The organism is Marinobacter maroccanus, from assembly GCF_002933275.1.
In the GTDB taxonomy this organism is placed as follows: domain Bacteria; phylum Pseudomonadota; class Gammaproteobacteria; order Pseudomonadales; family Oleiphilaceae; genus Marinobacter; species Marinobacter maroccanus.
Genome location: NZ_PSSX01000003.1, coordinates 42,428 through 68,927, shown reverse-complemented (window position 1 = coordinate 68,927; position 26,500 = coordinate 42,428). Strand labels below are relative to the sequence as shown.

Below are 26,500 nucleotides of genomic sequence, written 5' to 3'. Positions count from 1 at the left end.
GGAACAGGCTATGCTGTTAGTCAGGAAGACCCCTTCTTCCTGAACGACCCTGATGGCATCGAGGAGGCGAGCGTATTATGAACCAACCGATGGCAATCGACGAACTGGTATCAGTAGCACAGGCCGAGGCCATGGGGGAGTTAGACGCCCCGATGATGGCTATCGTTCTGTCCAGCGAGCAAAGCTACGACTTGCCCATCAATTCCCTTGAAACCGATGCCGACAAGGCCCGCTGGGGGTTGATCCTCCGCGCCGCCCGCGAGCATGTTGAAGCGGATGCCGTGGCCGTGCTGTACCCGGCCTGGACCACCATCCGTCACAAGAAACCTGAAGTGGAAGCCGAAGCGGCGCCAGAAGCCGTTGAAGAAGAAGCGGAGGGTGCCGACGATTCAGATGGTCCTATCGACACCCTTTTCGTGCAACTGCACACCAGGGACCACGTTTACTGGCGGGGTTTTGAACAGATTCGGGATCCCAAACACCAGCGCATCATCGGCTTCCGCCGCATCAAGGCGCTGTCCACCGATTACAAGCGGGACGAAGCACCCTCCGTTGCCTCCTGGCTGAGCACCCTGTTCGAGCCGCTGCCGGAAGAAGGTGAAGAAACCACCGTAGATCGCGAACTGGCCGACCTGCTGGAAGAGCCGGAAGTCAGCGCAGCGCTCTATCCGCGCCAGATGCGGGCTCTGCACTAGGAAGTCACTGACAGCCGGAAGCTTTGGTCCGGCTGTCAGTGTGTGGATAACAGTGTCAGGCACAGCTGCGCGTTCTGGATAAAATGGCCGAAGGCTGAGAGCTGCTCTTTTGAGGGCGTGTAAGCGCCGGCTGCATTGTCTGCATAGAACAGGCCGATGAGTCGGCCGTTGGCTTTGATCGGGCCAATCAGCGCAGGTACTTTGCCGAGCCAGCGATCGTAGGGCACGCCTTCTGAGTTTGGTTTGGGTTCGTAGATGCTGCAGTGGGCGTGGGGCAGAAGCGCCCCCAGTGGCCCGGTGCCATCCTTGCGGATCACGAAGTGCTGACGCCATTCCTCGGTGCCACGGCCCCCCAGTTTTCGGGGCACCAGTTCGTTGCCGGTACGATCGCCCATCAGCAGTGCCACCCGCTGCATACCAATTGCCCTGTGGATGCCCTCGATGACCAGCTGACATACTTCGTTGATGTCTGGTTTCTCTGCCAGACACTGGCTTAGGTCACGCAGGATTTCCAGCTGCAACTCCGGATCCATGTCCGGAGCCTTTGCTCCGGTGTCGCCGGGTTTCCCTTCCGCGCCCGGCATCATGGCGGTAACCTGGGGAATACCCAGAGAGACCGCAACGCGAGTCGCTTCCGAGGCATTCACCTTGAGCTGGTCGCGAACCACGGCCGGGCTCTCACCAATATCCTTACCCAGTCGTTCCAGCACCTTGTCCATGTCCGGGCCGCTCCAGCCCTGTTCGGACAACCGGGCCATATCCACGGAGTTACGTACCAGGCTTGAGGCCATGGAGTTGGCCTGTCCCGGTGAGACAACATCCTTGATAAAGGGTCCCAGGGACCAGGCATCCACAAGGCCCCGGGTGATTTCGGTAAAGGTTGAGTGCAGCACGGCCTTCTGGGCGTCAACCGGCGGCTCCTCAAGCCGCAGGCGCTCTTCCAGTTCTGAGGCCTGGTCGGTTTCGCAAGACCAGAAGGCCAGCTCGCCAATGTTCATCAGCAATGCCCCGATAAAAACCTCTTCTAGCGCGGTCTCGTTGCGTTTCGGCATCAGACACCGGGCCTGGACGGCGGCGTGGATCGCCCGTGCCAGGCAGCGCAACAGATGAGGACGGTCGTTGCGTTTCAGCAGGGTGTCGACGATCAGCGAGGAAATCGCCATGGACTTCACCGCGTCGAAGCCGATCAGGGTGATGGCCCGGCTAACGGTGCTGACCTGGGTCCGGGTCTGGTTGTAGAAAACGGTATTGGACAGCCGCAGAACCTGGGAGGTGAGCTGGGCATCGTTGAGAATCACGTTGGCCAGCTCGTTAACTGTGCTGTTCTGACTGTCGGTCAGCTCATTAATGCGTCGAAGCGTGTTGGCCAGTACCGGCAGCTCGACTTTGCTGAGATAGGTAACCCATGCCTGGGTGGAGTTCATCCGTGAGGGCGTTGGTTGTTTTTCGTTGGTCACGTTGGTGAGTCTCTGGGCAGCGCGTCTCTGAAAGAGCTCCGGGGAAATGTAAGGTTCTTTTGTTATCCAAGTTTAGTTCACCGGGCTGCCCGGTGTCAGGTAACCGTTTGTGTAGGGATATCTACCCACACTGAGAATCATTCCGGAATTCGGGTTTGCCGACCGTTTGGGCTATAATCGCCGGTTTTAACGCTGCACCCACAAGGCGCTGACCGTGATTGTATTTGACCAGGTACAGAAGTCGTATCAGGTAGGCGGCCGGGCGATCCCCGCGCTGCATCCCACCGATATGACCATTGAAACCGGCGAGGTATTCGGCATCGTCGGCCATTCCGGCGCCGGTAAATCGACGCTGGTGCGTCTGATCAACCTGCTGGAACCACCCACCGGCGGCCGCATTCTGATCGACGACGAGAACATCACCGATTACAACGCTGCCGAGCTTCGTGCTTTTCGCCGCAAAGTGGGAATGATCTTCCAGCACTTCAACCTGCTGTCGTCGAAAACCGTGGCGGACAACATTGCCTTCCCCATGAAGCTGGCAGGCATCTACTCGAAGATGGAAATCCGGGATCGCGTCGAAGAACTGCTGGCCCGGGTCAGCCTCACCGACCACGCCAACAAATACCCGTCGCAGCTCTCCGGTGGCCAGAAACAGCGAGTGGGCATTGCCCGTGCCCTGGCGTGCCGGCCCACGATCCTGCTCTGCGACGAAGCCACCAGCGCCCTGGACCCGCAAACCACTCAGTCGGTTCTGAAGCTGCTGGCCGACATCAACCGCGAACTGGGCCTGACCATCGTCCTGATCACCCATGAAATGGACGTGGTCCGCCGCGTCTGTGACCGGGTTGCGGTGATGGATGCCGGTGAAGTGGTCGAAATGGGGCCGGTCAGCGAGGTATTCCTGCACCCGAAACACCCGACCACCCGGGACTTCGTATTCGAAAGCGAGAGCATTGACCGGGACGAACTGCAGGAAGACCTGAGCAAGGCCGACGGCCGGATCCTGCGCCTGACGTTCAAGGGCGAATCCACCTACAAGCCGCTGCTGGGCAGCGTCGCCCGGGAATCCGGCGTGGATTTCAGTATCCTCTCCGGCCGAATCGACCACATCAAGGACACGCCCTATGGCCAGCTGACCCTGTCACTGGTAGGCGGTGATCTCGATGTGGCCATGCAGGCGCTGAAAGCCGCCGACGTTCACGTGGAGGTGCTGCGCTGATGGAAGCCCTGTTGAGCAATGTAGACTGGACCGAAATCGGATGGGCCAGCTGGGACACCCTGGTGATGGTGGGCATGTCCCTGCTGTTCAGCGTCCTGATCGGCCTGCCCATCGGAGTTCTGCTGTTCCTGTTCGGCAAACGCCAGCTGCTGGAACAGCCGGTGGCCTACGCGGTGCTGTCGTTCGTGGTGAACGTGCTCCGTTCCGTGCCTTTCATAATCCTGCTGATCGTAATGATTCCGTTCACTGTAATGCTGATCGGCACATCGCTGGGCGTCGCTGGTGCCATCCCGCCGCTGGTGGCTGGCGGTGCGCCGTTCTTCGCCCGTTTGGTGGAAACTTCTCTCCGTGAAGTGGACAGAGGCATCATCGAAGCGACACAGGCAATGGGCGCCAGCGTTAAGCAGATCATCTTCGGTGCTCTGCTCCCGGAAGCGCTGCCGGGCATCATTGCCGGTATCACCGTTACCGCGATCACACTAGTATCCTACGCGGCCATGTCCGGCGTTATCGGTGGCGGCGGTCTCGGCGACCTGGCCATCCGCTTCGGCTATCAACGATTCCAGACCGACGTAATGGTCATTACAGTCGCTCTACTGGTTATTTTTGTCCAAGTCCTACAGATGGTCGGCGACCGTCTGGTGCTGTATTTCAGCAGAAAGTAAAAAAGCTGGATATAGGCCGTGGGCGGTCGGAACCCCCTTCCGAAAACGTGGAGCGCCAGGGATGGCGCGACCGAGCCCTACATGGACGTATTCACGGGCGCTTTTCGGAAGGGGGTTCCGACCGACCTCGGGCCGTACTCCATAGCTGAGCCCAACTTATTCAACGCTTTTAACAGGAGAACTGATCTATGAATCTGAAGAAAACACTCGCAGCACTGGCTGCTGCTGCCACTTTCTCAGGCGCCGTTGCTGCCGAAGAGCTCTCCGTAGCCGCCACACCGGTGCCCCATGCCGAGATCCTGGAATTTGTGAAGCCACAGCTGGCGGAGCAGGGCGTGGAACTGGACGTGAAAGTATTCACCGATTACATCCAGCCGAACATCCAGGTGGACCAGAAGCGGATGGACGCCAACTTCTTCCAGCACCAGCCGTACCTGGACGAGTTCAACGAAGGCCGTGGTACCAACCTGGTAACCGTGACCGGCGTTCACGTTGAGCCGTTTGGCGCCTACTCCAGCAAGATCGATTCGCTGGACGAGCTGAAAGAAGGTGCCGTAGTTGCCATTCCGAACGATCCCACCAACGGTGGCCGTGCACTGCTGCTCCTGCAGAAGGCCGGTGTGATCACCCTGAAGGACGAGAGCAAGATCACCGCGACACCCCGTGATATTGCCGATAACCCGAAAAATCTGGACTTCAAGGAACTGGAAGCAGCCACCCTGCCCCGTATCCTGAACCAGGTGGACCTGGCACTGATCAACACCAACTATGCGCTGGAAGCCGGTTTGAACCCGTCTGAAGACGCGCTGGTGATTGAGGGCTCCGAGTCACCCTACGTGAACATCCTGGTTGCCCGTCCGGATAACAAGGACAGCGAAGCCATGCAGAAGCTGGCCGAGGCTCTGAAGTCCGATGCGGTTCGCGACTTCATCATGGGAAAGTATGAAGGTGCCGTTGTTCCGGCATTCTGATAGTTGAAGGATGGGGGTCAGATGAAAGCGTTCATCTGACCCCTGTTTCAGTCGTTCAATCAGTCACCGCTCCAGTTGGCTTTCGGGTCCGGTGTCATCCGCAGGTAGGATTTCACCGCCTTGTAGCCTTTCGGGAAGCGCTGCTTGATTTCATCCTCATCCTGCAGGGACGGAACGATGACTACATCTCCGCCACGCTCCCAGTTGCCCGGTGTGGCGACCTTGTGTTCGTCGGTCAACTGCAGCGAATCGATCACCCGCAGAACTTCGTTGAAGTTGCGACCGGTGCTGGCCGGGTAGGTAATCATCAGCCGTACTTTCTTGTTCGGATCAATCACGAACAACGAACGTACGGTAAGGCTGCTGTCGGCATTGGGATGAATCATGTCGTACAGCTGCGACACCTTGCGGTCGTGGTCCGCGATGATCGGGAAGTTCACCGAGCAGCCCTGGGTTTCGTTGATGTCCTTGATCCACTCGTGGTGGGAATCCACTGGATCAACACTCAGGGCGATGGCTTTCACGCCGCGCTTGGCAAACTCATCCTTCAGCTTGGCGGTCAGACCCAGCTCCGTGGTGCAGACCGGGGTGAAATCCGCCGGGTGTGAAAACAATACACCCCAGCTGTCCCCCAGCCAGTCGTAAAACGAAATTTTCCCTTCACTGGAGTCCTGCTCAAAATCGGGTGCGGTATCTCCGAGACGTAAAGTCATGTGTACTCTCCTTCGATCATGGTAGTGACTATTTCGTTTGTTATTCCGGCCCGAAAACTGCCGGGTTGTGTTCTGAGTGTATACGACAAACCTTGGTGCCAGATGAAGCAATTACAAGGGGCTTAACCCCCCAGTGCCTTCTCTTTCTCAAAGTGCTCCCGGGTGAGCTTGAACACAACCGGGCTCAGCATGAGTAGGGCAATCAGGTTTGGTAGCGCCATCATGGCATTCAGGGTGTCTGCCACCAGCCAGACGAAGCCCAGGTTCAGGGTGGCACCCACCGGAATGGCCAGAATCCATGCAACACGGTACGGCACTATGGCCTTTACGCCGAACAGGAACTCGACGCAGCGTTCCCCATAGAATGACCAACCCAGGATGGTAGTGAATGCAAATACTGCCAGGGCAATAGCTACAAGATAGTTGCCAACACCGGGTAGCGCCTCTTGAAACGCCATTGAAGTCAGCGCCGCGCCGGATTCCCCGGAGGTCCAGGTGCCGGAGGTGATAATCACCAGGCCGGTGATGGTGCAGATAATAATGGTGTCAATGAATGTGCCGAGCATGGCCACCATGCCCTGGTTGATCGGGTTCCGGGTTTGCGCGGCGGCATGGGCAATGGGTGCGGAGCCCAGGCCAGCTTCATTGGAAAAGATGCCCCGGGCCACCCCGAAGCGGATTGCTGCCCAGACAGCCGCACCGGCAAATCCACCCTCGGCGGCGATGGGGCTGAAGGCATGCTCGATCACCAGGGAAAAGGCGGCGGGAATGTCGGCGGCGTTGATCGCCAGTACCACAAGCCCGGCAATCAGATAGGAAACCGCCATTAACGGCACCAGGGCACTGGCTACATGGCCAATCCTGCGGATACCACCGATCAGAACCATGCCCACCAGAACCATGAGGACCACGCCGGTCAGCCAGTGTGGCAATCCGAAGTTGGTCTCCATGACATCGGCCACCGAGTTGGCCTGCACGGTGTTACCGATGCCAAAACCGGCAATGGCGGCGAAAACGGCGAACAGCACACCAAGCCAGGCCCATTTGCGACCAAGCCCGTTGCGGATGTAGTACATGGGGCCACCGACGTGATCTCCGCGCTCGTCTACTTCCCGGTAACGCACTGCCAGCACCGCCTCGGAGTACTTGGTGGCCATGCCCACCAGGGCCGTGAGCCACATCCAGAACAGCGCGCCGGGGCCACCCAGGAAAACCGCTGTTGCAACGCCGGCAATGTTACCTGTGCCAACGGTGGCCGAGAGTGCTGTCATCAATGCCTGGAACGGCGGTATTTCACCCTCGGATTCGGCACCGGCGGCGGTGCGGCCTTTCCACATCAGCTTGAAGCCAGCGCCCAGCTTCAGCACCGGCATCAGCTTCAGGCCCAGGCTGAGAAACAGCCCGACGCCCAGTATCAGAACCAGCATGGGTGGGCCCCAGACCAGTCCGTTTATCTGCCCTACGAATTCAGAAATAGCTTCCATGGGATCTCCCTCTGTGTGCCATGGATTGGTTTGGATTTTTGACCCGGGTTGGGTATAACCGGTTGAGTTTAGTCAGATATTTTTCCGTGTAAACCGATGGCCCGGGAAAAGTGGTGGATTCGGGTGTGATTGCCTATGCTCATAGCAATGGCGACCATCCAACAAGGGGAGGGATTCTGCCCATGCGTTCACTGAAAGTGTCAGATGTCATGTGGAACCACATCGAGCCGATCCGTTGTGGCACGCAGCTCACCAAAGTGGTGAAGACGCTGCTCCACAACCACGTAACCGGCCTGCCGGTTGTTGATGACCAGCGCCATGTCATCGGCTTTATCTCCGAGCAGGACTGCATCCATGCCCTGCTGGTGAGCGGCTATCACCGCGAGGGCGACCCGCTCGTTGACGATGTCATGTTCCGGAAACCGGTGACTATTTCGGCCGAGATGTCGGTGGTGGATCTTGCCCAGAACCTCGGTGCGGGCAAGCCAAAGGTGTACCCTGTTGTGGATCACGGCAAACTGATTGGTATAGTCACGCGTACTGCTATCCTGGCCGAGCTGGCACGCACCGGTTTTGGTCTGGAGCCGCCAAAGCACGCCAGTGCCTTGGACTGAAACACACTTCCCCCAAAATTGAGGACACTATGGAACTCCTATCCACGAACGTCTGTTTCGAAGGCGAGCACCGCCGCTACCGGCATACCTCCGCTACCCTCGAATGCGACATGGAGTTTGCGGTGTATCTGCCGCCCGTGGCTGTGGGCTCCAGGCCGGGCAAGGTGCCGGTCCTCTATTGGTTATCAGGGCTGACCTGCACCGACCAGAACTTCATGCAGAAAGCCGGCGCCCTGAAGCGCGCCGCACAACTGGGCATGGCGATTGTGTGCCCCGATACCAGCCCCCGTGGGGTCAACCTGCCGGGCGAAGATGACAGTTACGACTTTGGCTCCGGTGCCGGTTTCTACATCAATGCCACCGAGCAACCCTGGGCACCCCATTACCGGATGTACGACTATGTGGTGAAGGAATTGCCACAGTTGATCGAGGACGAATTACCGGTTTCGGACAAACGTTCAATCAGCGGTCACTCCATGGGCGGCCACGGCGCCCTGATTTGCGCCCTGAAGAACCCCGGCCGCTATGCCTCGGTGTCGGCGTTCGCGCCCATTGCCAACCCCACCGAATGTCCCTGGGGCCAGAAAGCGTTCAAGGGGTATCTTGGGGACAATCCCCGCAGTTGGGAGGAATGGGATGCCACCCTGTTGATTCCAACCGCCCGTGAGCGCTTACCGCTGTTGGTCGACCAGGGCACGGCGGACGAGTTTCTGGATAGCCAGTTGAACCCGGATGCCCTGGCAGATGCCTGTGAGAAGTTCCACCATCACATCAACCTGCGCATGCATCGGGGCTATGACCACAGCTATTTCTTCATTGCCTCGTTCATCGATGATCACCTCGATCATCACGCAAAAGCACTGGGTCTGTGAGCTGGCTCAGGAGCGGAAGCCCCAGACCAGACTGAAGTCCATGGAGGGCATGATTTCAGGCTCTTCGAGAGCCTGGATGCCAAAGTCCGGCTGGCTGGTATCCCGCTCGAAGGTGCCGGTGTAGCGGTTGCCGCGGGGGCCGAAAATGGCTTTCACGAACGGCCCCCGGGCCCTTACCGGCCGCCGGGTAACCACGCCCACTTCGTTATTGTCCAGCCGCACCAGAATGCCGGGCGGGAACTCGCCGAGTACCTGCAGCAGGGCCTTGGGTATGGCCGGGCGGAATTTGCCATCGGCAAGGTTGGCAATCAGCTTGCGGGCGTTGGCCACGTTCATGCGCTGCCGGTAGGCGCGTTTGGTGATCATTGCCACATAACGTTCTGCCAGGGCCAGGATTTCAGCTTCCGGTCGTATTTCAGTGCCACTCAGCCCCTTCGGATAGCCGCTGCCGTCAGCCTGTTCATGATGCTGGGCGATGATGGTCAACAGCAGCTTGTTGTCGATGCCGGCGGCCCTGAGGGCCTGAATGCTGCGCTGGGGATGTTTGCGAATCACGCCCCGTTGCTCGTCGTTCAGGACCGTATTGGAGGCATTGAGCTTGTCGGCAATGGGCACAAGGGCAAGATTGGCGGTGAGGGCGGCTGCGGTGAGCACGGCAACCCTGTTGTCTTCCAGGCCGAACTGCCGGCCGATGAACTGGCACAGTATGGCGTAAAACAGGATTTGCTCGTGAATGACCGGCCCGATTGAGTAAAGATGAACCAGGGCCAGGCTGGCTTCCGGGGATTCGGTGCAGGTGCGCTCAATCATCCGGGCCAGGCCCAGCAGACGCTTCTGTGCCGAGGGGTCAGACTCGGTGATGGCGTTCAGGGTTGCTTCGAGGGAATGCAGCAAATCCGGGTAGTCAGCAAAGGGATTGCGCTCCCGGTTGTCCTCGAAGACTTCCTCCTGGGGGCGCTCAATCTTGCGGGGCTTGAAACGCCCTCGCTCGAACAGCTGCTCCAGTTGGGAATTGGTCTGAATCACATAACCCTGGCGCAGAAGGACATTGCCGTCGGCATCGTAGACGTTCCAGGGCAGGGGCCGGCCGATGGTCAGGGCGCCAGGTGCGATTCGGACAAGTTCGGTCAAAACAAAGTTTCCTGAATACTGCTTATAGTGGCGACAGTCTACCTCTGAATCCGGATTCAACTCCAGTTGAAGCAGCGGTTTACGTGAACGCTTACATCAAGTCTGCATGGCTGCATGGTACTGAAAGGCTTGTTGAATCTGTTCACGGATCTGTCTGTCGTCCCAGGGTTTGGTCAGGAACTTGTAAATTGCCCCTTCGTTGATGGCGTCGGTTACGGATTTCAGGTCGGTGTAGCCGGACAGCACAATCCGAACCGTTTCCGGGTGGATGGCTTTAACCTGGCTGAAAAACTCGGTTCCAGACATTTCCGGCATCCGTTGATCCGAGATTATGACCTGTACATCGTTTTCGGCAAGTAGCCGGAACGCCTCGCTGATACTTGAGGTGGAGAGAATGCGGTAACCATCCCTGCGGAAAACCCGTTTAAGCGCACGAAGAATGTTTTCCTCATCATCGAGCAGAAGCAGCGTTTTCTGGTTGGTCAGTTCGGCACCATGGGTGTTTGCTGCTCCAGCCCCGTGGGTATTCATGTACGTTTTAAGGTCTGCAAAAGGCATCGGTCTGGCGAAGACGAAGCCCTGCAGCAGATCACACTGATGCTTTCTCAGGAAGACGGCATGGCCCTCCGTTTCTACGCCTTCCGCAACCACTTCCAGCCCGAGATGGTGCGCCATGGAGATAACGCCCTGGGTAATGGCAGCATCACTTCGACTCTGGATGACATCCTTGATAAAGGACCGGTCAATCTTGATCTTGTTGGCCGGCATCAGCTTGATATAACTGAGGCTGGAGAAACCTGTACCGAAATCATCAATGGCGATGCGCACACCCAGCTCTCGTAGCTCGTTCAATGTCTGGATAACCTGATCGGTATCGTAAAGCACCGCAGACTCGACCACCTCGAGCTCCAGGGCTTCTGGCGGCAGGCCCGAGCGAGTGAGGGCCTCCTGGACGGTTTCGCTGAAACCCTCTTTGCGAATCTGTATCGGTGAAACGTTTACCGCTACTTTGCAATCCCTGAAGCCGGCAGAATGGAGCTCAACCATGTCACGGCAGGCTTTGTGCAAAACCTGTTTGCCAAGGGCAACGATTTGCCCGGTTTCCTCCGCCAGGGGGATGAAATCTCCCGGTGAGACCAGCCCTCGGGTTGCATGTTCCCAGCGCACGAGGGCTTCGACCGAGCGGGCATGGCCAGTTCGGGAATCGATAACGGGCTGGTAATAAACGGTCAGATTGTCGTTTTCGATGGCATCCTGCAGTTCATTTCTCAGCTTGACCCGGTAGCTGGCGGACGTGTTCAGCTCCTCAGAAAACCACTGATAAGTGTTTCGACCCAGCTGTTTGGCGCTGTACATGGCAAGGTCCGCCTGCTGTATCAGCTCCATTGGATTCTCGATAGCGCCGTCCGTGACGGATATGCCGATACTGGCAGTCAGATGCAGGTTTTCATCGCCAAGCCGATAGGGTTGGGAAAGCTCCCTGATGGCATTTTCAACAACCAGAATAATATCGTTGGCGTGGGCCAGGTCCGGCAGGACGATAACGAACTCGTCGCCGCTCATCCGCGCGACAGTGTCACCCGTGCGAACCATGGCTTCCAGTCGTTTAGCCACTTCGACAAGAACCTGATCTCCGATCCGATGGCCGAGGGAATCGTTCAGCAATTTGAAACCGTCCAGATCGATGAACAGCAGGCCGACAGTCCTTCCGTAACGATGGGCGAACTGGCAGGCCTGAGTCAGCCGGTCTTCCAGCAAAGCCCGATTGGGTAAACGGGTAAGCACGTCGTGGCTGGTGTTGTAGGCAAGCTCGCTCTCAACGGATTTACGCTCTGAAATATCGTTCTGTATGCCAAGAAAGTGGGTAATCCTGCCTTCCTGGTTCCTGATCGGGGACAGATACAGATCGTTCCAGAAGGGTGTTCCATCCTTTCGGTAATTGCGTAAAACCGCCGATACATCCTTGCCCTGTCTGAGTGCTGCCCTGATTTCGGCCAGTGGCTGGGCGTTGTCGGGATCGGAGTCGCCTCCCTGCAGGAAACGGCAGTTCCGGCCCAGTGCTTCTTCCTTTGAATAACCGGTGACACGCTCAAAGGTCGGGTTGACGTACACCATGGGCAAATCCGGCACATGGGCGTCGCAGATGACAATGCCGTTGGAGCTCGACTCTATGCATCGTTGCATCAGCCGAAGCTTGCGATTGCTTGCAATCTGGGCGGTCATGTCCGTCAGCATCTGGAGAATGAGGTTGTGCTGGTTGATCACAATCTCTTCTGAAACGACTTCAACAAACAGGTCCTCGTCGTTCCGGTTTCGATGATGCTCCAGTTTTCCGTCCGGCCTGAGGATCAGCCCCTCTGGGGAGACATCGGCGTCGGTCCCGGATTTCCTGAGGACGCTCCAGTCATTGCCTTCAAGCTCTTCCGCTGAGTACCCGTACAGTATCTGGGCCGCCCGGTTCACAGACTGTATGCCGCCGCTTTCCGGATCAATAAGACACATGGGCGCCGGATTGTTCTCGAACAGCAGACGGTAGTGTGCCTCGCTGCTGGCGAGGTGCTCGTTGGCCATGGCCCGATCGATGGCGTAGCGGATGCTCCGGATCAGGGTATGACTGTCGATGTCGCCCTTGGTGAGGTAGTCGGCTGCCCCCAGTTCCACCGCCCGCGAATCGAGCTCATCATCGCCCTGGCCGGTCAGTAGAATAAAGGGGGTGGTGATGCCCTCTTCCCGCGCCTGACTGATTAGATCGAGACCTGAATCCGGCCCCAGCCTGAGGTCGATCAGCGCGACATCAATATGAAGCGTGTGAAGCGCTTCCAAACCGGTGCTGAAACTGTCCCGCCAGTTTAACGCGGTGGCTACCGGACTGGCTTCATTGAGCAAGTCGCGGGTAATCAGATAATCGTCTTCATCATCCTCAATCAGCAGAATGCGAAGGGTCGGGTCGCTGTTACTCATAATCATACGGTTTTAATGGTTGCCCGTGTTTTTCAAAAAATACGGCTGTAAAGACTCAACAGCGTCCAATAGCTTGGTATAGCTGGAGGGTTTGACAAGATAATCGTCGGCCCCGTTCGCAAGACAGAACTGTTTGTCCTCATCGCTTTCCGAGGTGGTCATGACAACCGTCGGAACCTGCTCGAACAACGCAATATTTCTCAATTCGATGAGCGATTCCCGGCCATCCTTGAGTGGCATGTTCAGGTCAAGCAGGACCATATCCGGCAGGACCGAGGGCGACAGGTTCTGTGCGTCGGAGAGACTCTCCCCGATAAATGCCATCAGCTCTTCACCATCCTGGACAAAACGCAGTCTGCAGTTTGGGCATCTCTCCTCAAAAGCTTCGCGAATCAACATACGGTCGTCCGGATCGTCTTCGGCGATAAGCACCAGGGGAGTCGTCGCTTGTATGTTATCCATGATTGGCCCCTTCTACCGTTTCGTGAGGCCCGAAACGGATGCGGAAAGTGGTTCCCTCGCCGGGGGCACTCTGTACTCGGACACTGGCCCCATGCCGATCAAGAATCTTTTTTACAATGGCCATGCCAATTCCGGTTCCGCTGTAGGCGTCACGCTTGTGCAGGCGCTGGAACGGATGGAAGATTTTTTCCGCGTACTTCTCATCGAAGCCGATGCCGTTATCGGTAACTACCAGCGTCCAGGAATCCTGCCTGATATCCTCAGGGTAGATCATTATCTCCGGCGATTTGCCAGGTTCATGAAATTTAATGGAGTTACTGAGCAGGTTCTGGAACACCTGTCGCAACTGGGTCGCGTCTCCGGTAATAGGCGGAAGTGGCAAGACCTTGATGCTCGCCTGCTCTGCGGCGATGGCAGTTTCCATGTCCTGCAGTACGCCGTTGATGATTGTCTCGGTATCGCAGATTTCAAAGGGTTTGGCGCGGGTTGTTATCCGGGAATAGGACAACAGGTCCATGATCAGCGATTGCATGCGCGCGGCTGCCGATTGCATGCGTTCAAGATAGTCCCGCTCGTCCGGACCCAGCTTGTCGGATTTGACCAGAAGCCGGTCAGAGAAGGCCCTTATCTTTCTGAGAGGCTCTTGAAGGTCGTGGGATGCTACAAAGGCAAAATCCTGGAGCTCCCGGTTGCTGCGTTCCAGTTCTTTCAGGGTCTCTTCCAGCTTCCATTGGGCTTCCTTACGCTCTCGAATACTCCGGTAATAGACAGCAAGCCCTTCCTCGGATGGGTAGGCGCTTATCTCCAGCCAGTTGTCCAGGGGCGCGTAGTAACCCTCGAAAGAGACCGACTCGCCGGTCTCCATGGCACGGGTATACATTTCGTCGAATTCGGTGCCGATCGCTGCCGGGAAAATTTCCCAGAGGTTATGGCCGAGCAATTCCTCGCGGGATTTGTGGAGGATCTCTTCGGAGCGACGGTTCACATAGGTGAATCGCCATTCCTTGTCGACGGTGAAAAAGGCATCGGTAATGCTCTCGAAGATGGTTGCCTGTCGTTCAGCGTAGCGTCTGATCTGGTCCATGGCCTGACGGGAGGCAGTAATGTCCTGGAAGCCGCCTTGCAGTCGCACGATCTTTCCTTTTTCGTTCTTGACGGCATGACCAATGGCGCGCCCCCAGCGGAGCCGGCCGCTGGCGGTGCGGAACTGCACCTCCTCGTCAAACGGGATGCCGGTGCTGGCGCATAGATCAATCGCGGTTGAGAGGGTTGCACGTGAGTCGTCGGTGTAGAAGCTCAAGCCTGTCTCCAGATCCGGCTCTTCACCTGGCGGGACCTCGAATATGTCGAACATGACCGGTGTCCAGACGACTTTCCCGGGCGGGATTTCAACGGTCCATCCGCCAATCATGGCGGTTTTTTCGGCGATGCTGAGCAGGGCCTCGCTGCTTCTGAGTCGCTCTTGGGTTTCCAGTGATTCGGTGATGTCCCGGGCGACGACGTAGATCAGATCGTCGCCACTGAGAATGGCATTGATCTGGAGCCAGTGTTCGTTATGGGTTGTGTCGATCGCCCGGATGAACAGGTTGTGAACATCCTCTCCTTCGGTCAGGGACTGGACGGCGTCATTCACTTTCTGGTGATCGTCCGTATGAATCACTTCCAGGTATGAAGTACCAAGCAACTGTTCCCGGGTATAGCCAAGTGTCTCAACGAAGGTGTTATTCACTTCGAAGAAATGGCTGTTCAGGTCGACAATGCAGAACATGTCCGGTGACAGTGAAAAGAACTGGTCGCGCTCCCGGCTGAGCGTCTCAGCCACCAGCTCGTCACTGATGTCCCGGCCAACGCAGAACAGCGCGTTATCTTCCCGTGACCATTCGGCAGTCCAGGAAACGGTAACCGTATGGCCGTCCCTGTGCCGGAGACGGGTCCGGAATCCCAAAGCCCTGTTGCTCTGGCCCGAGGCGAGTTTCCTGACTTCCTCAACGGTTGAATCCCTGTCTTCGGTGAGAAGCAGCAGATTATAGTGTCGGCCTTTCAGTTCTTCAGGAGCGTAGCCGAGCATGGCTTCACTGGCGGGGCTGACCGTCAGGAACCGTCCTGCGGGACTGATGGAACACAGCAAATCCCGGGAAAATTCCATAATCTTTTCATTGGTCTGGCGAAGGCCACGTTCCTCTTCCAGGTGGTAGTTGAGCGTGTCGTTGAGCTCGGTGAGCACGACGGATCGGCGCTCGGATTCCCGCCAGAACAGGTGAATCAGCATCACAAGAAAGCTCAGGCCCAAACCGCCGAACAGGATGAGCGGGGGCAGGTATAGCTCGTCCGGTGGCAATGATCCCCGGCCTATGTACGCATCAATCCGCCAGACGTTGTCATGGTGGGCCTCCACAACAGCCGAGGCCAGGTGTAGTTGCTCAGATTCTGGAATGTTCGGAGAGGTGTCATAAACCAGTTCTTCCTCGTAGAACACCGCCAGGTTAAGAGTGTTGTTCTGCTGCTGGGTAAGTCCCTGATAAACATGGTGGAGGTCGACAACCGCAACAACGGGCCAGGGGTTACCCGGCTCAGGGGTCGCTGGAACAGAGATTACCGCGTGTGCCCTGCCTTTCCGGTCGGGCAGGGGCCAGCTCAGGTGGGGTGCCTTGGAGTCAACAACATGCTCAAACCATTTCCTGGTTTCCTCCTGGGCAAGGAACCTGTCGAGCCAGGCGTGATAATCAAGGGTTCGGGACTCTACGCGAACAGAATTCAGGTTGCGGTCCAGCAGAGCGATCAGCCGCATTTCGGGAAAGTCTCTCAGGTAGCTGCTCACTTCCTGCTGCCATAGCTGTTCCGATGGCGCCCCGTCAAGAACCTCCCAACGTTCAGCAAGCCGTCGTACCAGCGCGAGTTTTACATGAAAGGCTGACGCGGTGGCAGCGGCCAGTTGGCTGACCTGGGTTTGTGCCCGCTGCTTTAGATTCTGGCTGTATTGCAACCTCATGGTGTGCCAGGTAACCGTCGTTATCAGAATGCCGAGGATGCTTACCAGGATGAGCCCCCTGGAGTAGACCGGGATTTCCCGGTGATAAATCCGGTAAAGAAAAGGCAGGGTCAGGCCAACCAGCATGAGCAGGGGACTGACCACCAGAGTCGACTCCGCAATGCTGCCGACGCCCGCAGCCGCCAGTGGAGGGTACCAGCGTGAAAGGAATGAGGTGAGGCCAACGGCGAGCACAAGGGGCGCCGAAACCAGCCCGAACCTCCAGCCCCTGGGCAGGTGTATCGCGGACAGTGCACTCAGAAAGATCAACCCGATCGCGACCAGCAGTAGTGGGTTGATCTTTGTGTATTGCAGGCCGGGTCCGAACGGCAGTGCCGGCACCAGGCTGAAGGTGATCGCGACCAGCAGTCCAAGAACACCGAAGGTGGTGGCAGCTCTGGGCAACTGGAAAAGCAGTGTTAGCAGCGTGGCACTGATAATGATGGCAAGAATCCCTCCACCAGGATGCAACGAGATTCTCCCCGGGCTGTCTGAGCCTCCGGTGTAAAAGTCATAGAGAATCACGCCACCCACGGAGGCCAGCGAGATTGCCAGTGCCAGCGCAAGGCAAAACCAGAAGATTTCCCGGTTGCGAGTACTAACCATTCAGCACCTGTGGCCCCAGTAGCCGTAGTACTTCGTCCGGCGTTGTCAGGCCGGCCCGCAGTTTCTCAAGGGCATCATCGAGCAGAACCTTCATGCCCTGCTCCCTGGCGATGGTCTCGATCTGCATGGCGCTTGCGCCCTCGGTAATCGCAATCCTGAGGTCCTCGTTCATGGTCAGAACTTCGTGAATCGCTACCCGCCCCTTATAGCCCTTATGGCATTTTTCGCAGCCCCTGCCCCTGTAGAACACCAGACCTGTGTTCTGGAATTCGGGACCCAGTTGAGCGAGAACCTCAGACGGTGGCGGGGTTTCTTCCCGGCAGTGAGTGCAAATTTTACGAACCAGCCGCTGGGCAATAATAGCCTCCAGGGCGGAGGCCAGCACGAAGGGTTTCAGGCCCAGGTCAAGCAGTCGGGCCACGGTTGCCGCCGCCGAACTGGTGTGCAGGGTGGAATACACCAGGTGCCCGGTCATGGCTGCATGAAAAGCCACATCGGCGGTTTCCTCGTCGCGGATCTCACCCAGCAGGATGACATCCGGATCCTGCCGCAAAATCGCCCGTAGCACGCTGGCGAAGTTCAGGCCGATTCTCTCTTTCACCGGCACCTGGCCGGCCATATCGACATGAAATTCCACCGGGTCCTCAATGGTGACGTAGTTTCGTTCCGGCGAGGCGTTGTGTTGCAGCAGCGCATACAGGGTTGTGGTCTTGCCGCTGCCGGTAGGGCCTGTGGCCAGAATGATGCCCTGGGGCTTGGCGATCACATGCATCAGCCGTTTCAGGTTGTGCTCCGAGAGGCCGAGATCCTCCAGAGACTGGGCCGAGGACTGACGTTCCAGTACCCGCATAACGACTTTTTCGCCGTTGATGGTTGGCAGGGTAGAAATCCGCAAATCCACAATACGCATGGGCGTCTTGACGGTGATGCGCCCATCCTGGGGCTTGCGGCGTTCGGTAATGTCCAGCTCCGCCATGACCTTGATCCGGGAGACAACGGACATCAACAGATTGGTGGGAATGTGTATTTTGTCCTGCAGCACCCCATCAATCCGATAGCGCACGACCAGTGATTTGGTGCGGGGATGCACGTGAATATCGCTGGCGCCAAGCCGCAGGGCCTCCAGAATGATGGCATTCACCAGCCGGATGGCGGGAGGCTCTTCGGAGCTACCCAGCAGCTGTTCCAGGGATTCCTGGTCTGAATCCTCGTCGAGAACAATCTCGATACCTTCATACGGATCATCGGTACCAACCCGGGTGGTGATGTCATCCAGATCGGTCGTTTCTCCAAATACCTCCGCCAGCTTTGCCTGCATCTGCGAGGTTTCACAGAGCAGGGGGTGGATGGTGTAGCCGGTCATGAAACCGAGCTCGTCGATCAGGTTGATGTCCATGGGATCAACCATGGCAAGCCGAAGACGCTGCCCACTGGTGCGTAATGGCAAGACCAGTTGGCGTGTACAGATCTTCTGGGGCACCAGTGATAACAGGCTCGGATCGGGCTGGAACTCCCGCAGATCGATTTCCTCAAACAGCATTTCGTCCCGCAAGAGTTCGAAGACTTTCCGGAAGTCCACCCATTCGTGCTTGAGCAACTGCCGGACCACCGGCGTTTTCTGGCTCTGCATTTCCCGATGCAGTTGCTGAATCTGTTGTGGGTTCAGCCAGCCTTTCTTGTGCAGCAGGATCGCCAACTGGCTCCGGTTGGTCGCGGTCAGCTTGCTGATGGTCTCCAGGTCCCGGCTCTGTTTTTTGGTTTGCTGTTCCAGTGCGCGAGTGCGCTGAATCAGCTCATACTGTTCCAGGGCCAGAGCGATGGTTAGCCGGATGTCGTCGTCATTCCAGGGTTTCAGGATGAACCGGTAAACCGCCCCGTCCTTGATGGAACCCATTACAGCATCGGTATTGGCATGGCCGGTGAGCATGATCCGAATGGTCTGGGGCCAGCGTTCCCGGACCTCCCGAAGCAGTTCACTACCGTTCATTCCCGGCATCATGAAGTCGGTCATGATCAGCTCTGCCGGCTGTTTTTCCATAATGCGAAGGGCTTCTTCGCCACTGCGGGCAAAGAGAAGTTCGTAATTCTCACGCTGGAAGACCCTGCGCAGCGAGGCCAGGATATTGGGCTCGTCATCCACGAGAAGGAGCCGGTAGGGGGCTTTTTTGGTCTCCGGAGCATTGCCCTGATCGCTCTGGGATTCCTCACTGTGAAAAAGGGATGCGTAGCGTTTTGCCATTTAGGATTCCTGGGCGCCTTGCATGGGAATTGTGAGTGTCACGCGGGTGCCTGTACCGGGGCGGCTGTCAATTTGCACATTGCCCTTGTGAGCCCGCAAGGTGTCCCGGGCTACAGTGAGACCAAGGCCAGTGCCTGATCCCACGGGTCGCGTGGTAAAGAATGCATCGAAAACCCGTCCCCGGTCGGCCTCTGAAATGCCGCAACCGTTGTCCTGGATGACAACCTGGATAGTGTCCCCCTCCAGTCTGGACTGAACCAGAATGCGCCCTTGCGCTGGCTCCTGATCTGTATCCCTGAGCGCCTGGGCTGCGTTGTCCAGTACATTGAAAAAGGTCTGGGACAGCCGGGAGGGATGGCCGGTCACGGCGGGAAGTTGGGCCAGGCGCTCGGATATCTGCAGGCTGTGGTTATATTCTGTCTGCACCAGATGGACCGCACTTTTCAGCAACTCATTGATCCTGCATAGAGAATAGTCAGCCTGATCTATGCTTGAAAAGGTTTTCAGGTCCGAAACGATACCCGCAACTCGACTTGTGCCGTCCATGGATTCGGTGAGCAGATCCCGGAAGTCGTCGAGCAACTCCTGATTGTTTGGTGAGGCCGGAACCATCTCCCGAAGGTCTTCCAGGTAATCTCGCGCCACCCTGAGGTTACTGCTGATGAATCCGATCGGGTTGTTGATTTCGTGGGCTACACCCGCCGCCAGCTGACCGACCGACCGCAGCCGTGCACTCTCGAACAGCTCCTGCTGGTTTTTCTGTATGACCCTGACCTGCTCATCCACTTTGTCCTGAAGCTGCTCCGACAGCTCACGGTATCGGGCTTCCGAGGCTTTCAAAGCTTCGTTCTGACGCTGCAGTTCGGCGTAGCTGGCTTCGGTGGTGTCATGATGAAGGTTGGCCGCCAGTCGATACTTGGCCACGAACATCATGATAAATCCGATCAGGTTTGCCGCGGCCCGCCGTTCATCCCTCGAGCCACCGGATAGCCAGCCGATGGTCTCCAGGTTGAACTCCACCGGCACGGAACCTTCCGATTTCTGCTCAGTCAGCCTGACGGGTTCAGTGCACAGGTCGCTCAGGAGTCGTTCCAGGCGCTCCCGCTGCTCCGGACTGAGCAAATCCTCAAGGGAAGGATCGTCTTCAAAGGTGCGCATGACGTTCCCCGTAGTTGGCACTCAGGCCTTCAATAAACGTGTGTCGGTCGATGCTGTGCAGCATCTCCAGATCGTATTCCCCGTTGATGACCGTATACAGCCGGTCCAGCAGCAGCCTGAAGGTATCGATCACCCCTTTGCCCTGAAGCGCCGAGGCCATGACCAGCGGGGCCCACGGGGTTGAGGCCCAGCGTGTCTGCAGGTCCTGTTCGTCCACCACTCCGGGGATATCCCGCTTGTTGAACTGAACCACCATGGGCAGGGTGTCGATGTCCAGCCCGACCTTTTCCAGGTTTTCCTCCAGGTTTCCGAAGGCGGTTGCATTGTTGTCCTGTTGGGAGGGCTGTGAATCAGCAACGAAGACAACGCCATCCGCCCGCGAAAGCACCGCCTTGCGGGTGCTGTCGTGCTGTACCTGTCCCGGCACGGTATAGAGTTTCAGGCGCAGGTCCAGCCCGGAATTACCGCGCAGACCAATGGGCAGCATATCGAAGAACAGAGTGCGGTCGTCACGGGTTTCGAGCACCATCAGCTCCCCCTTCCGCTGCGGATTCAGCAGGGAATGGAGTTGCATCAGGTTGGTGGTCTTGCCGCTGAGGGCTGGTCCGTAAAATACCACCTTGAGCGTCAGCTTGTTGTCGTCCGCATCGAAATCAGGCATTGGCGATATCGCTATCCGTCATGGTCACCGATCAGAACCGAGCCGTCTGTATCACGGTGTACCCGTGTTATGCCGGGGTTTTCGGTTTCCAGTCTCAACAGTTCCTGCTCCCGTGCACGGAGCATCGCCTTCTGGGTATCCACCTCTTCGCGCAACTGCCGGTTCTCCAGTTTCAGCCGATACAGGTCGATTGCTGACTGAATGGATGCCACCACCTCATAATCATCCCAGGGCTTGGACAGGAATCGGTAGACTTCCGCCTGGTTGATGGCCTTGATCATCGAGCTTCGATCGCCGTGGGCACTTAGTACCAGGCGCATGGCATCGGGCTGACGTTGCTTGGCAAATTGCAGGTAAGTGACACCGTCGGCGCTCGGCATCTGGTAGTCCGAAACAATCACGGCATAATCGTGTTCGAGCAGGCCGCCCAGGGCGGATTCCACCGTGTTGTAGGTGTGTACTTCCCAGCCCTGGGGCTTCAGAAGCCGGCGCAGGGCGCTCAGGATATTGGGCTCGTCGTCCACGAGCTGGATCTTGATCATGGGGTGGTCTCCGTATCTTCTTCCGGCCGATGCACATACAAAGTGTAGCGGTGGCCGTCCGGTTCGCCCTTTTCAAAGGCTGCAAGCTTGTCGATCAGAATGGATGTCAGCACCTTGCCTTCATTCAATAGCAACATGCCCGAGGCCGCGTAAAGGTTTCGCGCCAGCACCATGCCTGGCTTTAATCGCAGTGTGTCCAGGACCAGAACGTCCGGATCTTCGTGCTCGATGTCCGGGGCGACCTCGATCACCATTTCCAGAAACTGATCCGCTACTTCCGGATCGTACAGCCGATCGCGGTAGCGCTTGATCAGTTTGATGGCGTTATCCCTTGGCACCCGGCGCTCAAGTATCAGCCCGTACTGGAGTTCGATGAAATCGACTGCCAGCCGAAGAATTCGTGACCCGAGCGGAATATCCTTTCCTTCCAGCCGGTCCGGCACGCCATAACCATTCCACTTTTCCTGGTGGTGGCGAATGATTTTGGCGGTGTCCCGCAGAGGCTCCAGGGCCATGAGCAGCTGCTCTCCGGCCATCGGATACTTCATGTACTCCAGGCGCTGGTCTTTGCTGAGCAGGTCCGATGGCGCCGTGAACAGCTCATCCGGCCAACTGAGCTTGCCCAGGTTGTAGAGAGCCGCCGCCATTGTCAGGTTGCGGCTCAGTTCTTCATCAAGCTTGTGGTAGTCGGCAAAGGCCTTGACCAGGGCAATGACTTTGGCGTTCGGCTGGCGGTTGGCGGGCAGGCGTTTATCAATCAGGGAAGAGAAAACTTCCGTGGTTGTTACATAGCTCTGGCGAAGCTCCTGGTAAGCAAGATCCAGCATGTCGGCGGTTTCTTTGAGCTCGGCGGTGCGGTCACGAACCTTTTCTTCGAGGGTAGCATTCAGTTCCTTGAGCTCACGGTTCTGTTTGCGGGTTAGTTTTTCAAGCGCCAAACGTCGACGTTCGGATTGCTGAAAGGCCAGCGCCTGGCGAAGAATCAGCCGAAGCTCGTCGTCATCCCAGGGTTTGCTGATGTAGCGGTATATCTGGCCCTCATTGATGGCCGAAACGGTCGAATTGATGTCAGCGTATCCGGTTAACAGAATCCGTATGCACCAGGGGAACCGCTTTCTGATGTTGGCCAACAGGGTCGGGCCATCCATCCCCGGCATCCGGGCGTCGGAAATCACCAGATCAAAGCGCTGGTCTTCCATCAGCGTTAATGCTTCGTCACCCGAGCCGGCGGTGACAAGCTCGTAGGGCTCCTTGCGCAGCACCCGTTTCAGGCTGCGAAGAATATTATCCTCGTCATCCACCAGCAGCAGTTTTGCGCTGATCGCCTGGGATTCCCCGGCCTGGTTGGGCCCGGTTGCCGATTCGTTCATGGTCATGCGGCTTCAGGTGTCTGGGGTTGTTTGGCCGGGAGCGTAATTCGGAAACAGGTGCCCTTACCGGGTTTGCTGTCCACGTCGATGCGGCCGTTGTGTTTTTCAACGATATTGAACGACAGAGAGAGGCCCAGACCGGTCCCCTTGCCTATGGGTTTGGTTGTGAAGAAAGGTTCAAAGATGCGGTTCAGGTTTTCCTCGGAAATGCCCTGGCCTGTGTCCTCGATTTCAATGACGACATTATCTCCGTCTGTCCGGGTACGGATATGGATCTGCCCGAATTCATCGATGGCGTGGGCGGCATTGACCAGCAGGTTCATCACAACCTGATTGACCTGCGAGATAATGCACTCAACAGGAGGCAGCTCGCCAAATTCCCGGATGACCTGGGCCTTGTACTTGAGCTCGTTATTAACCACGTTCAGCGTGGTTTCGATGCCTCGCTGGATGTCAGCCGGCTTGAACTCCTCCTCTTCAATGTGGGAGAAATCCTTCATGGCCGAGATAATCGTTTTTACCCTTTCAATGCCTTCCCGTGATTCAGCTAGGAGGTCGTTGAGATCGTCTCGCACGAACTCGTAATCGATGCTCTGCTTGATAGCCCTGAGGCTGTCCAATGACTCTGTGCTGTCGATTGCATCAGTAAGCCGGAACAGGTCTGTAAGGTAACTTTCCAGGCTCTGCAGGTTGGAATAGACATAACCGACGGGGTTATTGATCTCATGGGCAACGCCGGCAGCCAGCTGGCCGATGGCAGCCAGTTTTTCAGACTGCATCAATTGCCGTCTGGCCTGGTCAAGCCGGGCGTTCATCAATTCTTTTTCGGACTGTGGGATAGCTGCGTTGGACATGGGCGAATCCTGCCTGACCCTGGAGTATTGTTTTTGGTCAAAGGTGGTCGACATTTCACGCATTTGCAATGAGTTTTAAGTTTTGTGACCCAGATCAAGTATAGCTACTTGCAGCTGGGAGGGGCGTTACTATTTGTATATTTGCTAGAGGGTTAAGTTATACATCTAATGCTTATTAATTGGCGGCTATGGGATCTGGCTTTGCAGGCTCGGTCTGTGTTTCGGGGGCTGGCCCTCATGTCGCAATTCTCACGGAAGGCGGCGATTTGACGGTCGAACTTAGGTAACTATTCAAAAATTGTTAAAAAACGTAGTTCTATAGCGACCGCTCAAGACTCTTCCGCTATTCTTGGATCCGGAATCATACTTTTGTCGGACGAAAACGCTTAATGCTCCATCGCCTCAAGACCGATTTCAGGTTGTCGATTATCACACTGCTGGGCGTCAGCGCGGTGTTGGGGATTACTCCCTTTGCCGCTATGCGCTATATGCAAGGCAACCTGCTGGCCGGCCTGGTGGATACAACAATTCTCCTGGGTATCTGTTCAGCACTTGTGTATGCATGGGTAACCGGAGACACGCGAAGAAGTGGCGTGGTTGTGGCGAGTGTCGCCTGTGGTGGTGCAGTGGTCGTCGGAGTTTTAGTTGGCGAACCCGGGCTTTTCTGGCTGTATCCCTGTCTTGTTACCACCTTCTTCCTCGCCAGTCCCCGTATCGCGGTGTTTTTGAACGTCGCCTCGGTGGTTGCCCTGATGGTTCATGGCGGTGCCTTCCGCTCTGATGTCCAGATGTGGTCTTTTGCCTCAACGGCATTTGTGGTCAGCGCCTGCGCCTATGTGTTTGCCCACAGGAACCACGATCAGCGAGAGCGCCTGGAGCACCTGGCAACCATTGATCCGCTCACCGGCATCAAAAACCGGCGTTCCATGGATCAGGAGCTGGATCTGGCCGCAGCGGATGCCGAGCGCACTGGGCTACCCTACGCCCTGGTTCTGCTGGATATCGACCATTTCAAGCGCATCAACGATGAGCATGGCCACGGTGTCGGCGATGATGTGTTGACCGATCTGGTTGCCCTGCTGAAACAGAACACGCGCAAATCAGACCAGCTGTTCAGGTACGGCGGTGAGGAGTTTGTGCTGCTCTTGCCAGGGGTTGATGGCATTGGCCTCAAGGCAGTGATGAATAATCTACAGCAGGTTCTGCGCAAGTACATGAAGCATCCCGGGGGTTCCGTCACCGCCTCATTTGGTGTGGCGCTGCTCCGGCATGGCGAAAGTGTCGATAGCTGGCTGGCCCGGGCCGATGCCGCGCTATACGAAGCCAAGGATACCGGTCGAGACCGAATTGTATTTGCCGATCTTCAGGGCGCGCGGGAACCGGCAGCCAATCCAGCCTGACTGTCATCCGGGGCAAACAGGAACAGTCGCCAGCCCAACAGAATGCTGGCCGATGCCAGCCCTCCCGTCAGGCCTACCCAGAAGCCGGCAGCTCCCATGGGCGGCACCGGCCAGTCCATGAAAGTCAGCATATACCCCAGTGGCATGCCCACGCCCCAGAATGAGAACAGCATGATAAACATCGGTATGCGGGTATCCTTGTAGCCGCGCAAAGCGCTGATGCAGGTTACCTGGATAACGTCGGCAATCTGGAACAGAGCTGCGAACATCAGAAGCCTGACAGTGACCGCCTGAACCTCGGTATCACTGGTGTAGAGTGCTGCGATCTCCCGGGAGAACACAAACAGCAGTATGGCAAAAACCAGCGCCGTAGCGGAAGCGAGAATCAGCGAGCTGCGTGAGATCAGTCGTGCAGTGGCAGGCGCCCGGGCACCCATCAGAAAGCTTACTCGAAGTGTCAGCGCCATGCCTATACTTAATGGCAGCATGAACAGTAAAGACACCACGTTCAGGGCAATCTGGTGGCCGGCGACCACAACCGGGCCGAGGGGCGCCAGAAACAGGGCGATCACCGAGAACAGGCTGGCCTCAACGAAGATGGTAAAGCCGATGGGTACGCCGATGCCGAGGATGTAGCGAATGCCTGCCAGGTCCGGCTTTACCCAATCGGAGATCAGGTGAAACTGACGGTAAACCCGGCTGCGGTTCAGGTACACCAGCAATGCCGCTGCCGCGACGCCGTTGGAAATGGATGTGGCCCAGCCACAGCCGACCCCGCCCATCGCTGGCAGTCCCAGCTTGCCGTAGATGAAGATGTAGTTCATGGGCAGGTTTATCAGTGTACTGAGCACAGAGAACGCCATGATCACTCGAGTGTGCCCGAGGCCATCGGTCAGGCCCCGGAGTGCTGTGAGTAACAGCAGTGCCGGTATGCCCCAGGCAAAGGCGTTCAGATAGCCCTGGGTAATGCGGGCGGTGTTGGCTTCCAGGTTCAGAAGCGCGAGTACCGGGTGCACATGGGTCAGCAGCAGGATCATGATGACGGACCCGGCGGCGGCAAGATACAGGCCCTGCCAGGTGGCGGGCATGATTTTGTTAACTTCCCGGGCACCGTTGTAACCGGAAATGATGGGTTGCAGCGCCCCCAGCATGCCCATGAAAAACAGGAAAAGGGGCATCCACAGACTGCTGCCAATACCCACCGCGGCCAGATCCTCGGCACTGGCGTGACCGGCCATGATGGTATCGATCACGCCGTTGGCCATCTGAGCGACCTGGGCAATCAGGATCGGCCCGCCCAGAATGGCGAGGGTTCGCCACTCGGTGAGTGTTCTGGCGACCAGCGGCTGCCGGGGTTCCGGTAATGGCTGGTGGGTTTCATCCATGGGGTGCTAT

General features: G+C 57.3%; 21 protein-coding genes. 7 read left to right on the top strand and 14 right to left on the bottom strand.

What is annotated here, in order from left to right; translation table 11 throughout:
- The first annotated feature begins 77 nt into the window (after window positions 1–77).
- Complete coding sequence (locus KEHDKFFH_RS04940) at window positions 78–695, top strand: hypothetical protein (protein WP_008176983.1); 618 nt, start codon at window positions 78–80, stop codon at window positions 693–695.
- 35 nt (window positions 696–730) lie between these two features.
- Here KEHDKFFH_RS04940 and KEHDKFFH_RS04935 read toward each other — a convergent pair whose 3' ends face one another.
- A complete protein-coding gene (locus KEHDKFFH_RS04935; protein WP_104320887.1) occupies window positions 731–2,152 on the bottom strand; it encodes an HDOD domain-containing protein in 1,422 nt (473 codons plus the stop codon).
- A 214-nt stretch (window positions 2,153–2,366) separates the two neighbouring features.
- Here KEHDKFFH_RS04935 and KEHDKFFH_RS04930 point away from each other — a divergent pair, with 214 nt between their 5' ends.
- The 3 genes from KEHDKFFH_RS04930 (at window position 2,367) to KEHDKFFH_RS04920 (ending at window position 5,010) form a co-directional block, all read left to right on the top strand.
- The gene (locus KEHDKFFH_RS04930) at window positions 2,367–3,374 is read left to right on the top strand and encodes a methionine ABC transporter ATP-binding protein (protein ID WP_104320886.1); all 1,008 of its coding nucleotides are present in this window, start codon (window positions 2,367–2,369) and stop codon (window positions 3,372–3,374) included.
- Window positions 3,374–4,039, top strand: coding sequence for a methionine ABC transporter permease (locus tag KEHDKFFH_RS04925; RefSeq protein WP_104320885.1), 666 nt, complete (start codon window positions 3,374–3,376; stop codon window positions 4,037–4,039). Before KEHDKFFH_RS04930 ends, KEHDKFFH_RS04925 begins: the two co-directional genes overlap by 1 nt.
- Window positions 4,040–4,227: 188 nt before the next feature.
- Window positions 4,228–5,010, top strand: coding sequence for a MetQ/NlpA family ABC transporter substrate-binding protein (locus KEHDKFFH_RS04920; RefSeq protein ID WP_104320884.1), 783 nt, complete (start codon window positions 4,228–4,230; stop codon window positions 5,008–5,010).
- A 59-nt stretch (window positions 5,011–5,069) separates the two neighbouring features.
- Here the strand turns inward: KEHDKFFH_RS04920 and KEHDKFFH_RS04915 are convergent, their stop codons facing one another.
- Together KEHDKFFH_RS04915 and KEHDKFFH_RS04910 are read right to left on the bottom strand one after the other, a co-directional pair.
- Window positions 5,070–5,723, bottom strand: a complete 654-nt coding sequence (locus tag KEHDKFFH_RS04915) for a peroxiredoxin (RefSeq protein WP_064229279.1) — start codon at window positions 5,721–5,723, stop codon at window positions 5,070–5,072.
- A gap of 122 nt (window positions 5,724–5,845) precedes the next feature.
- Entirely contained in the window at window positions 5,846–7,207 is a 1,362-nt protein-coding gene (locus KEHDKFFH_RS04910; RefSeq protein ID WP_104320883.1) for an alanine/glycine:cation symporter family protein, read from the bottom strand.
- A gap of 182 nt (window positions 7,208–7,389) precedes the next feature.
- On the opposite strand from KEHDKFFH_RS04910, the gene KEHDKFFH_RS04905 reads away from it, so the two are divergent.
- The gene (locus KEHDKFFH_RS04905) at window positions 7,390–7,821 is read left to right on the top strand and encodes a CBS domain-containing protein (protein WP_104320882.1); all 432 of its coding nucleotides are present in this window, start codon (window positions 7,390–7,392) and stop codon (window positions 7,819–7,821) included.
- Between the two features lie 29 nt (window positions 7,822–7,850).
- The gene (gene fghA / locus KEHDKFFH_RS04900; RefSeq protein WP_104320881.1) at window positions 7,851–8,693 is read left to right on the top strand and encodes an S-formylglutathione hydrolase; all 843 of its coding nucleotides are present in this window, start codon (window positions 7,851–7,853) and stop codon (window positions 8,691–8,693) included.
- A 6-nt stretch (window positions 8,694–8,699) separates the two neighbouring features.
- Here fghA and KEHDKFFH_RS04895 read toward each other — a convergent pair whose 3' ends face one another.
- The 10 genes from KEHDKFFH_RS04895 to KEHDKFFH_RS04850 form a co-directional block, all read right to left on the bottom strand.
- Complete coding sequence (locus KEHDKFFH_RS04895; protein ID WP_104320880.1) at window positions 8,700–9,824, bottom strand: HD-GYP domain-containing protein; 1,125 nt, start codon at window positions 9,822–9,824, stop codon at window positions 8,700–8,702.
- Between the two features lie 96 nt (window positions 9,825–9,920).
- Window positions 9,921–12,785 (bottom strand): EAL domain-containing protein, encoded by a 2,865-nt coding sequence (locus KEHDKFFH_RS04890; RefSeq protein ID WP_104321091.1) that lies wholly within the window; start codon window positions 12,783–12,785, stop codon window positions 9,921–9,923.
- A gap of 12 nt (window positions 12,786–12,797) precedes the next feature.
- Window positions 12,798–13,247, bottom strand: a complete 450-nt coding sequence (locus KEHDKFFH_RS04885) for a response regulator (RefSeq protein WP_104320879.1) — start codon at window positions 13,245–13,247, stop codon at window positions 12,798–12,800.
- Complete coding sequence (locus KEHDKFFH_RS04880) at window positions 13,240–16,881, bottom strand: PAS domain S-box protein (RefSeq protein WP_104320878.1); 3,642 nt, start codon at window positions 16,879–16,881, stop codon at window positions 13,240–13,242. Before KEHDKFFH_RS04880 ends, KEHDKFFH_RS04885 begins: the two co-directional genes overlap by 8 nt.
- Entirely contained in the window at window positions 16,874–19,120 is a 2,247-nt protein-coding gene (locus tag KEHDKFFH_RS04875) for an ATPase, T2SS/T4P/T4SS family (RefSeq protein WP_104320877.1), read from the bottom strand. Before KEHDKFFH_RS04875 ends, KEHDKFFH_RS04880 begins: the two co-directional genes overlap by 8 nt.
- On the bottom strand, window positions 19,121–20,278 hold the full coding sequence (locus tag KEHDKFFH_RS04870) for a sensor histidine kinase (RefSeq protein WP_104320876.1): 1,158 nt from the start codon (window positions 20,276–20,278) through the stop codon (window positions 19,121–19,123).
- Window positions 20,265–20,939: a GTP-binding protein gene (locus tag KEHDKFFH_RS04865; RefSeq protein ID WP_104320875.1), complete on the bottom strand. Its 675-nt coding sequence runs from the start codon at window positions 20,937–20,939 to the stop codon at window positions 20,265–20,267. Before KEHDKFFH_RS04865 ends, KEHDKFFH_RS04870 begins: the two co-directional genes overlap by 14 nt.
- Window positions 20,940–20,950: 11 nt before the next feature.
- Entirely contained in the window at window positions 20,951–21,481 is a 531-nt protein-coding gene (locus KEHDKFFH_RS04860) for a response regulator (RefSeq protein WP_104320874.1), read from the bottom strand.
- On the bottom strand, window positions 21,478–22,851 hold the full coding sequence (gene nosR, locus KEHDKFFH_RS04855) for a response regulator c-di-GMP phosphodiesterase, NosR family (RefSeq protein ID WP_104321090.1): 1,374 nt from the start codon (window positions 22,849–22,851) through the stop codon (window positions 21,478–21,480). The genes KEHDKFFH_RS04860 and nosR overlap by 4 nt, the downstream gene beginning before the upstream one ends.
- Window positions 22,852–22,853: 2 nt before the next feature.
- Window positions 22,854–23,705 carry a sensor histidine kinase gene (locus tag KEHDKFFH_RS04850; RefSeq protein ID WP_198412747.1) on the bottom strand — a complete coding sequence of 284 codons (852 nt, stop codon included), beginning with the start codon at window positions 23,703–23,705 and terminating at the stop codon, window positions 22,854–22,856.
- Between the two features lie 389 nt (window positions 23,706–24,094).
- On the opposite strand from KEHDKFFH_RS04850, the gene KEHDKFFH_RS04845 reads away from it, so the two are divergent.
- Entirely contained in the window at window positions 24,095–25,105 is a 1,011-nt protein-coding gene (locus tag KEHDKFFH_RS04845) for a GGDEF domain-containing protein (RefSeq protein WP_104320872.1), read from the top strand.
- Here the strand turns inward: KEHDKFFH_RS04845 and KEHDKFFH_RS04840 are convergent.
- Complete coding sequence (locus KEHDKFFH_RS04840) at window positions 25,069–26,490, bottom strand: MATE family efflux transporter (protein ID WP_104320871.1); 1,422 nt, start codon at window positions 26,488–26,490, stop codon at window positions 25,069–25,071. The genes KEHDKFFH_RS04845 and KEHDKFFH_RS04840 overlap by 37 nt on opposite strands.
- Window positions 26,491–26,500 lie beyond the last annotated feature (10 nt).

Excerpts from the sequence above, each read along its gene's own strand:
- KEHDKFFH_RS04940 (WP_008176983.1), top strand. The coding sequence starts at position 78 with ATGAACCAACCGATGGCAATCGACGAACTGGTATCAGTAGCACAGGCC.
- KEHDKFFH_RS04925 (WP_104320885.1), top strand. The coding sequence starts at position 3,374 with ATGGAAGCCCTGTTGAGCAATGTAGACTGGACCGAAATCGGATGGGCC.
- KEHDKFFH_RS04920 (WP_104320884.1), top strand. The coding sequence starts at position 4,228 with ATGAATCTGAAGAAAACACTCGCAGCACTGGCTGCTGCTGCCACTTTC.
- KEHDKFFH_RS04915 (WP_064229279.1), bottom strand. The coding sequence starts at position 5,723 with ATGACTTTACGTCTCGGAGATACCGCACCCGATTTTGAGCAGGACTCC.
- KEHDKFFH_RS04910 (WP_104320883.1), bottom strand. The coding sequence starts at position 7,207 with ATGGAAGCTATTTCTGAATTCGTAGGGCAGATAAACGGACTGGTCTGG.
- KEHDKFFH_RS04905 (WP_104320882.1), top strand. The coding sequence starts at position 7,390 with ATGCGTTCACTGAAAGTGTCAGATGTCATGTGGAACCACATCGAGCCG.
- fghA (WP_104320881.1), top strand. The coding sequence starts at position 7,851 with ATGGAACTCCTATCCACGAACGTCTGTTTCGAAGGCGAGCACCGCCGC.
- KEHDKFFH_RS04890 (WP_104321091.1), bottom strand. The coding sequence starts at position 12,785 with ATGAGTAACAGCGACCCGACCCTTCGCATTCTGCTGATTGAGGATGAT.
- KEHDKFFH_RS04885 (WP_104320879.1), bottom strand. The coding sequence starts at position 13,247 with ATGGATAACATACAAGCGACGACTCCCCTGGTGCTTATCGCCGAAGAC.
- KEHDKFFH_RS04880 (WP_104320878.1), bottom strand. The coding sequence starts at position 16,881 with ATGGTTAGTACTCGCAACCGGGAAATCTTCTGGTTTTGCCTTGCGCTG.
- KEHDKFFH_RS04875 (WP_104320877.1), bottom strand. The coding sequence starts at position 19,120 with ATGGCAAAACGCTACGCATCCCTTTTTCACAGTGAGGAATCCCAGAGC.
- KEHDKFFH_RS04870 (WP_104320876.1), bottom strand. The coding sequence starts at position 20,278 with ATGCGCACCTTTGAAGACGATCCTTCCCTTGAGGATTTGCTCAGTCCG.
- KEHDKFFH_RS04865 (WP_104320875.1), bottom strand. The coding sequence starts at position 20,939 with ATGCCTGATTTCGATGCGGACGACAACAAGCTGACGCTCAAGGTGGTA.
- KEHDKFFH_RS04860 (WP_104320874.1), bottom strand. The coding sequence starts at position 21,481 with ATGATCAAGATCCAGCTCGTGGACGACGAGCCCAATATCCTGAGCGCC.
- nosR (WP_104321090.1), bottom strand. The coding sequence starts at position 22,851 with ATGAACGAATCGGCAACCGGGCCCAACCAGGCCGGGGAATCCCAGGCG.
- KEHDKFFH_RS04850 (WP_198412747.1), bottom strand. The coding sequence starts at position 23,705 with ATGTCCAACGCAGCTATCCCACAGTCCGAAAAAGAATTGATGAACGCC.
- KEHDKFFH_RS04845 (WP_104320872.1), top strand. The coding sequence starts at position 24,095 with ATGCTCCATCGCCTCAAGACCGATTTCAGGTTGTCGATTATCACACTG.
- KEHDKFFH_RS04840 (WP_104320871.1), bottom strand. The coding sequence starts at position 26,490 with ATGGATGAAACCCACCAGCCATTACCGGAACCCCGGCAGCCGCTGGTC.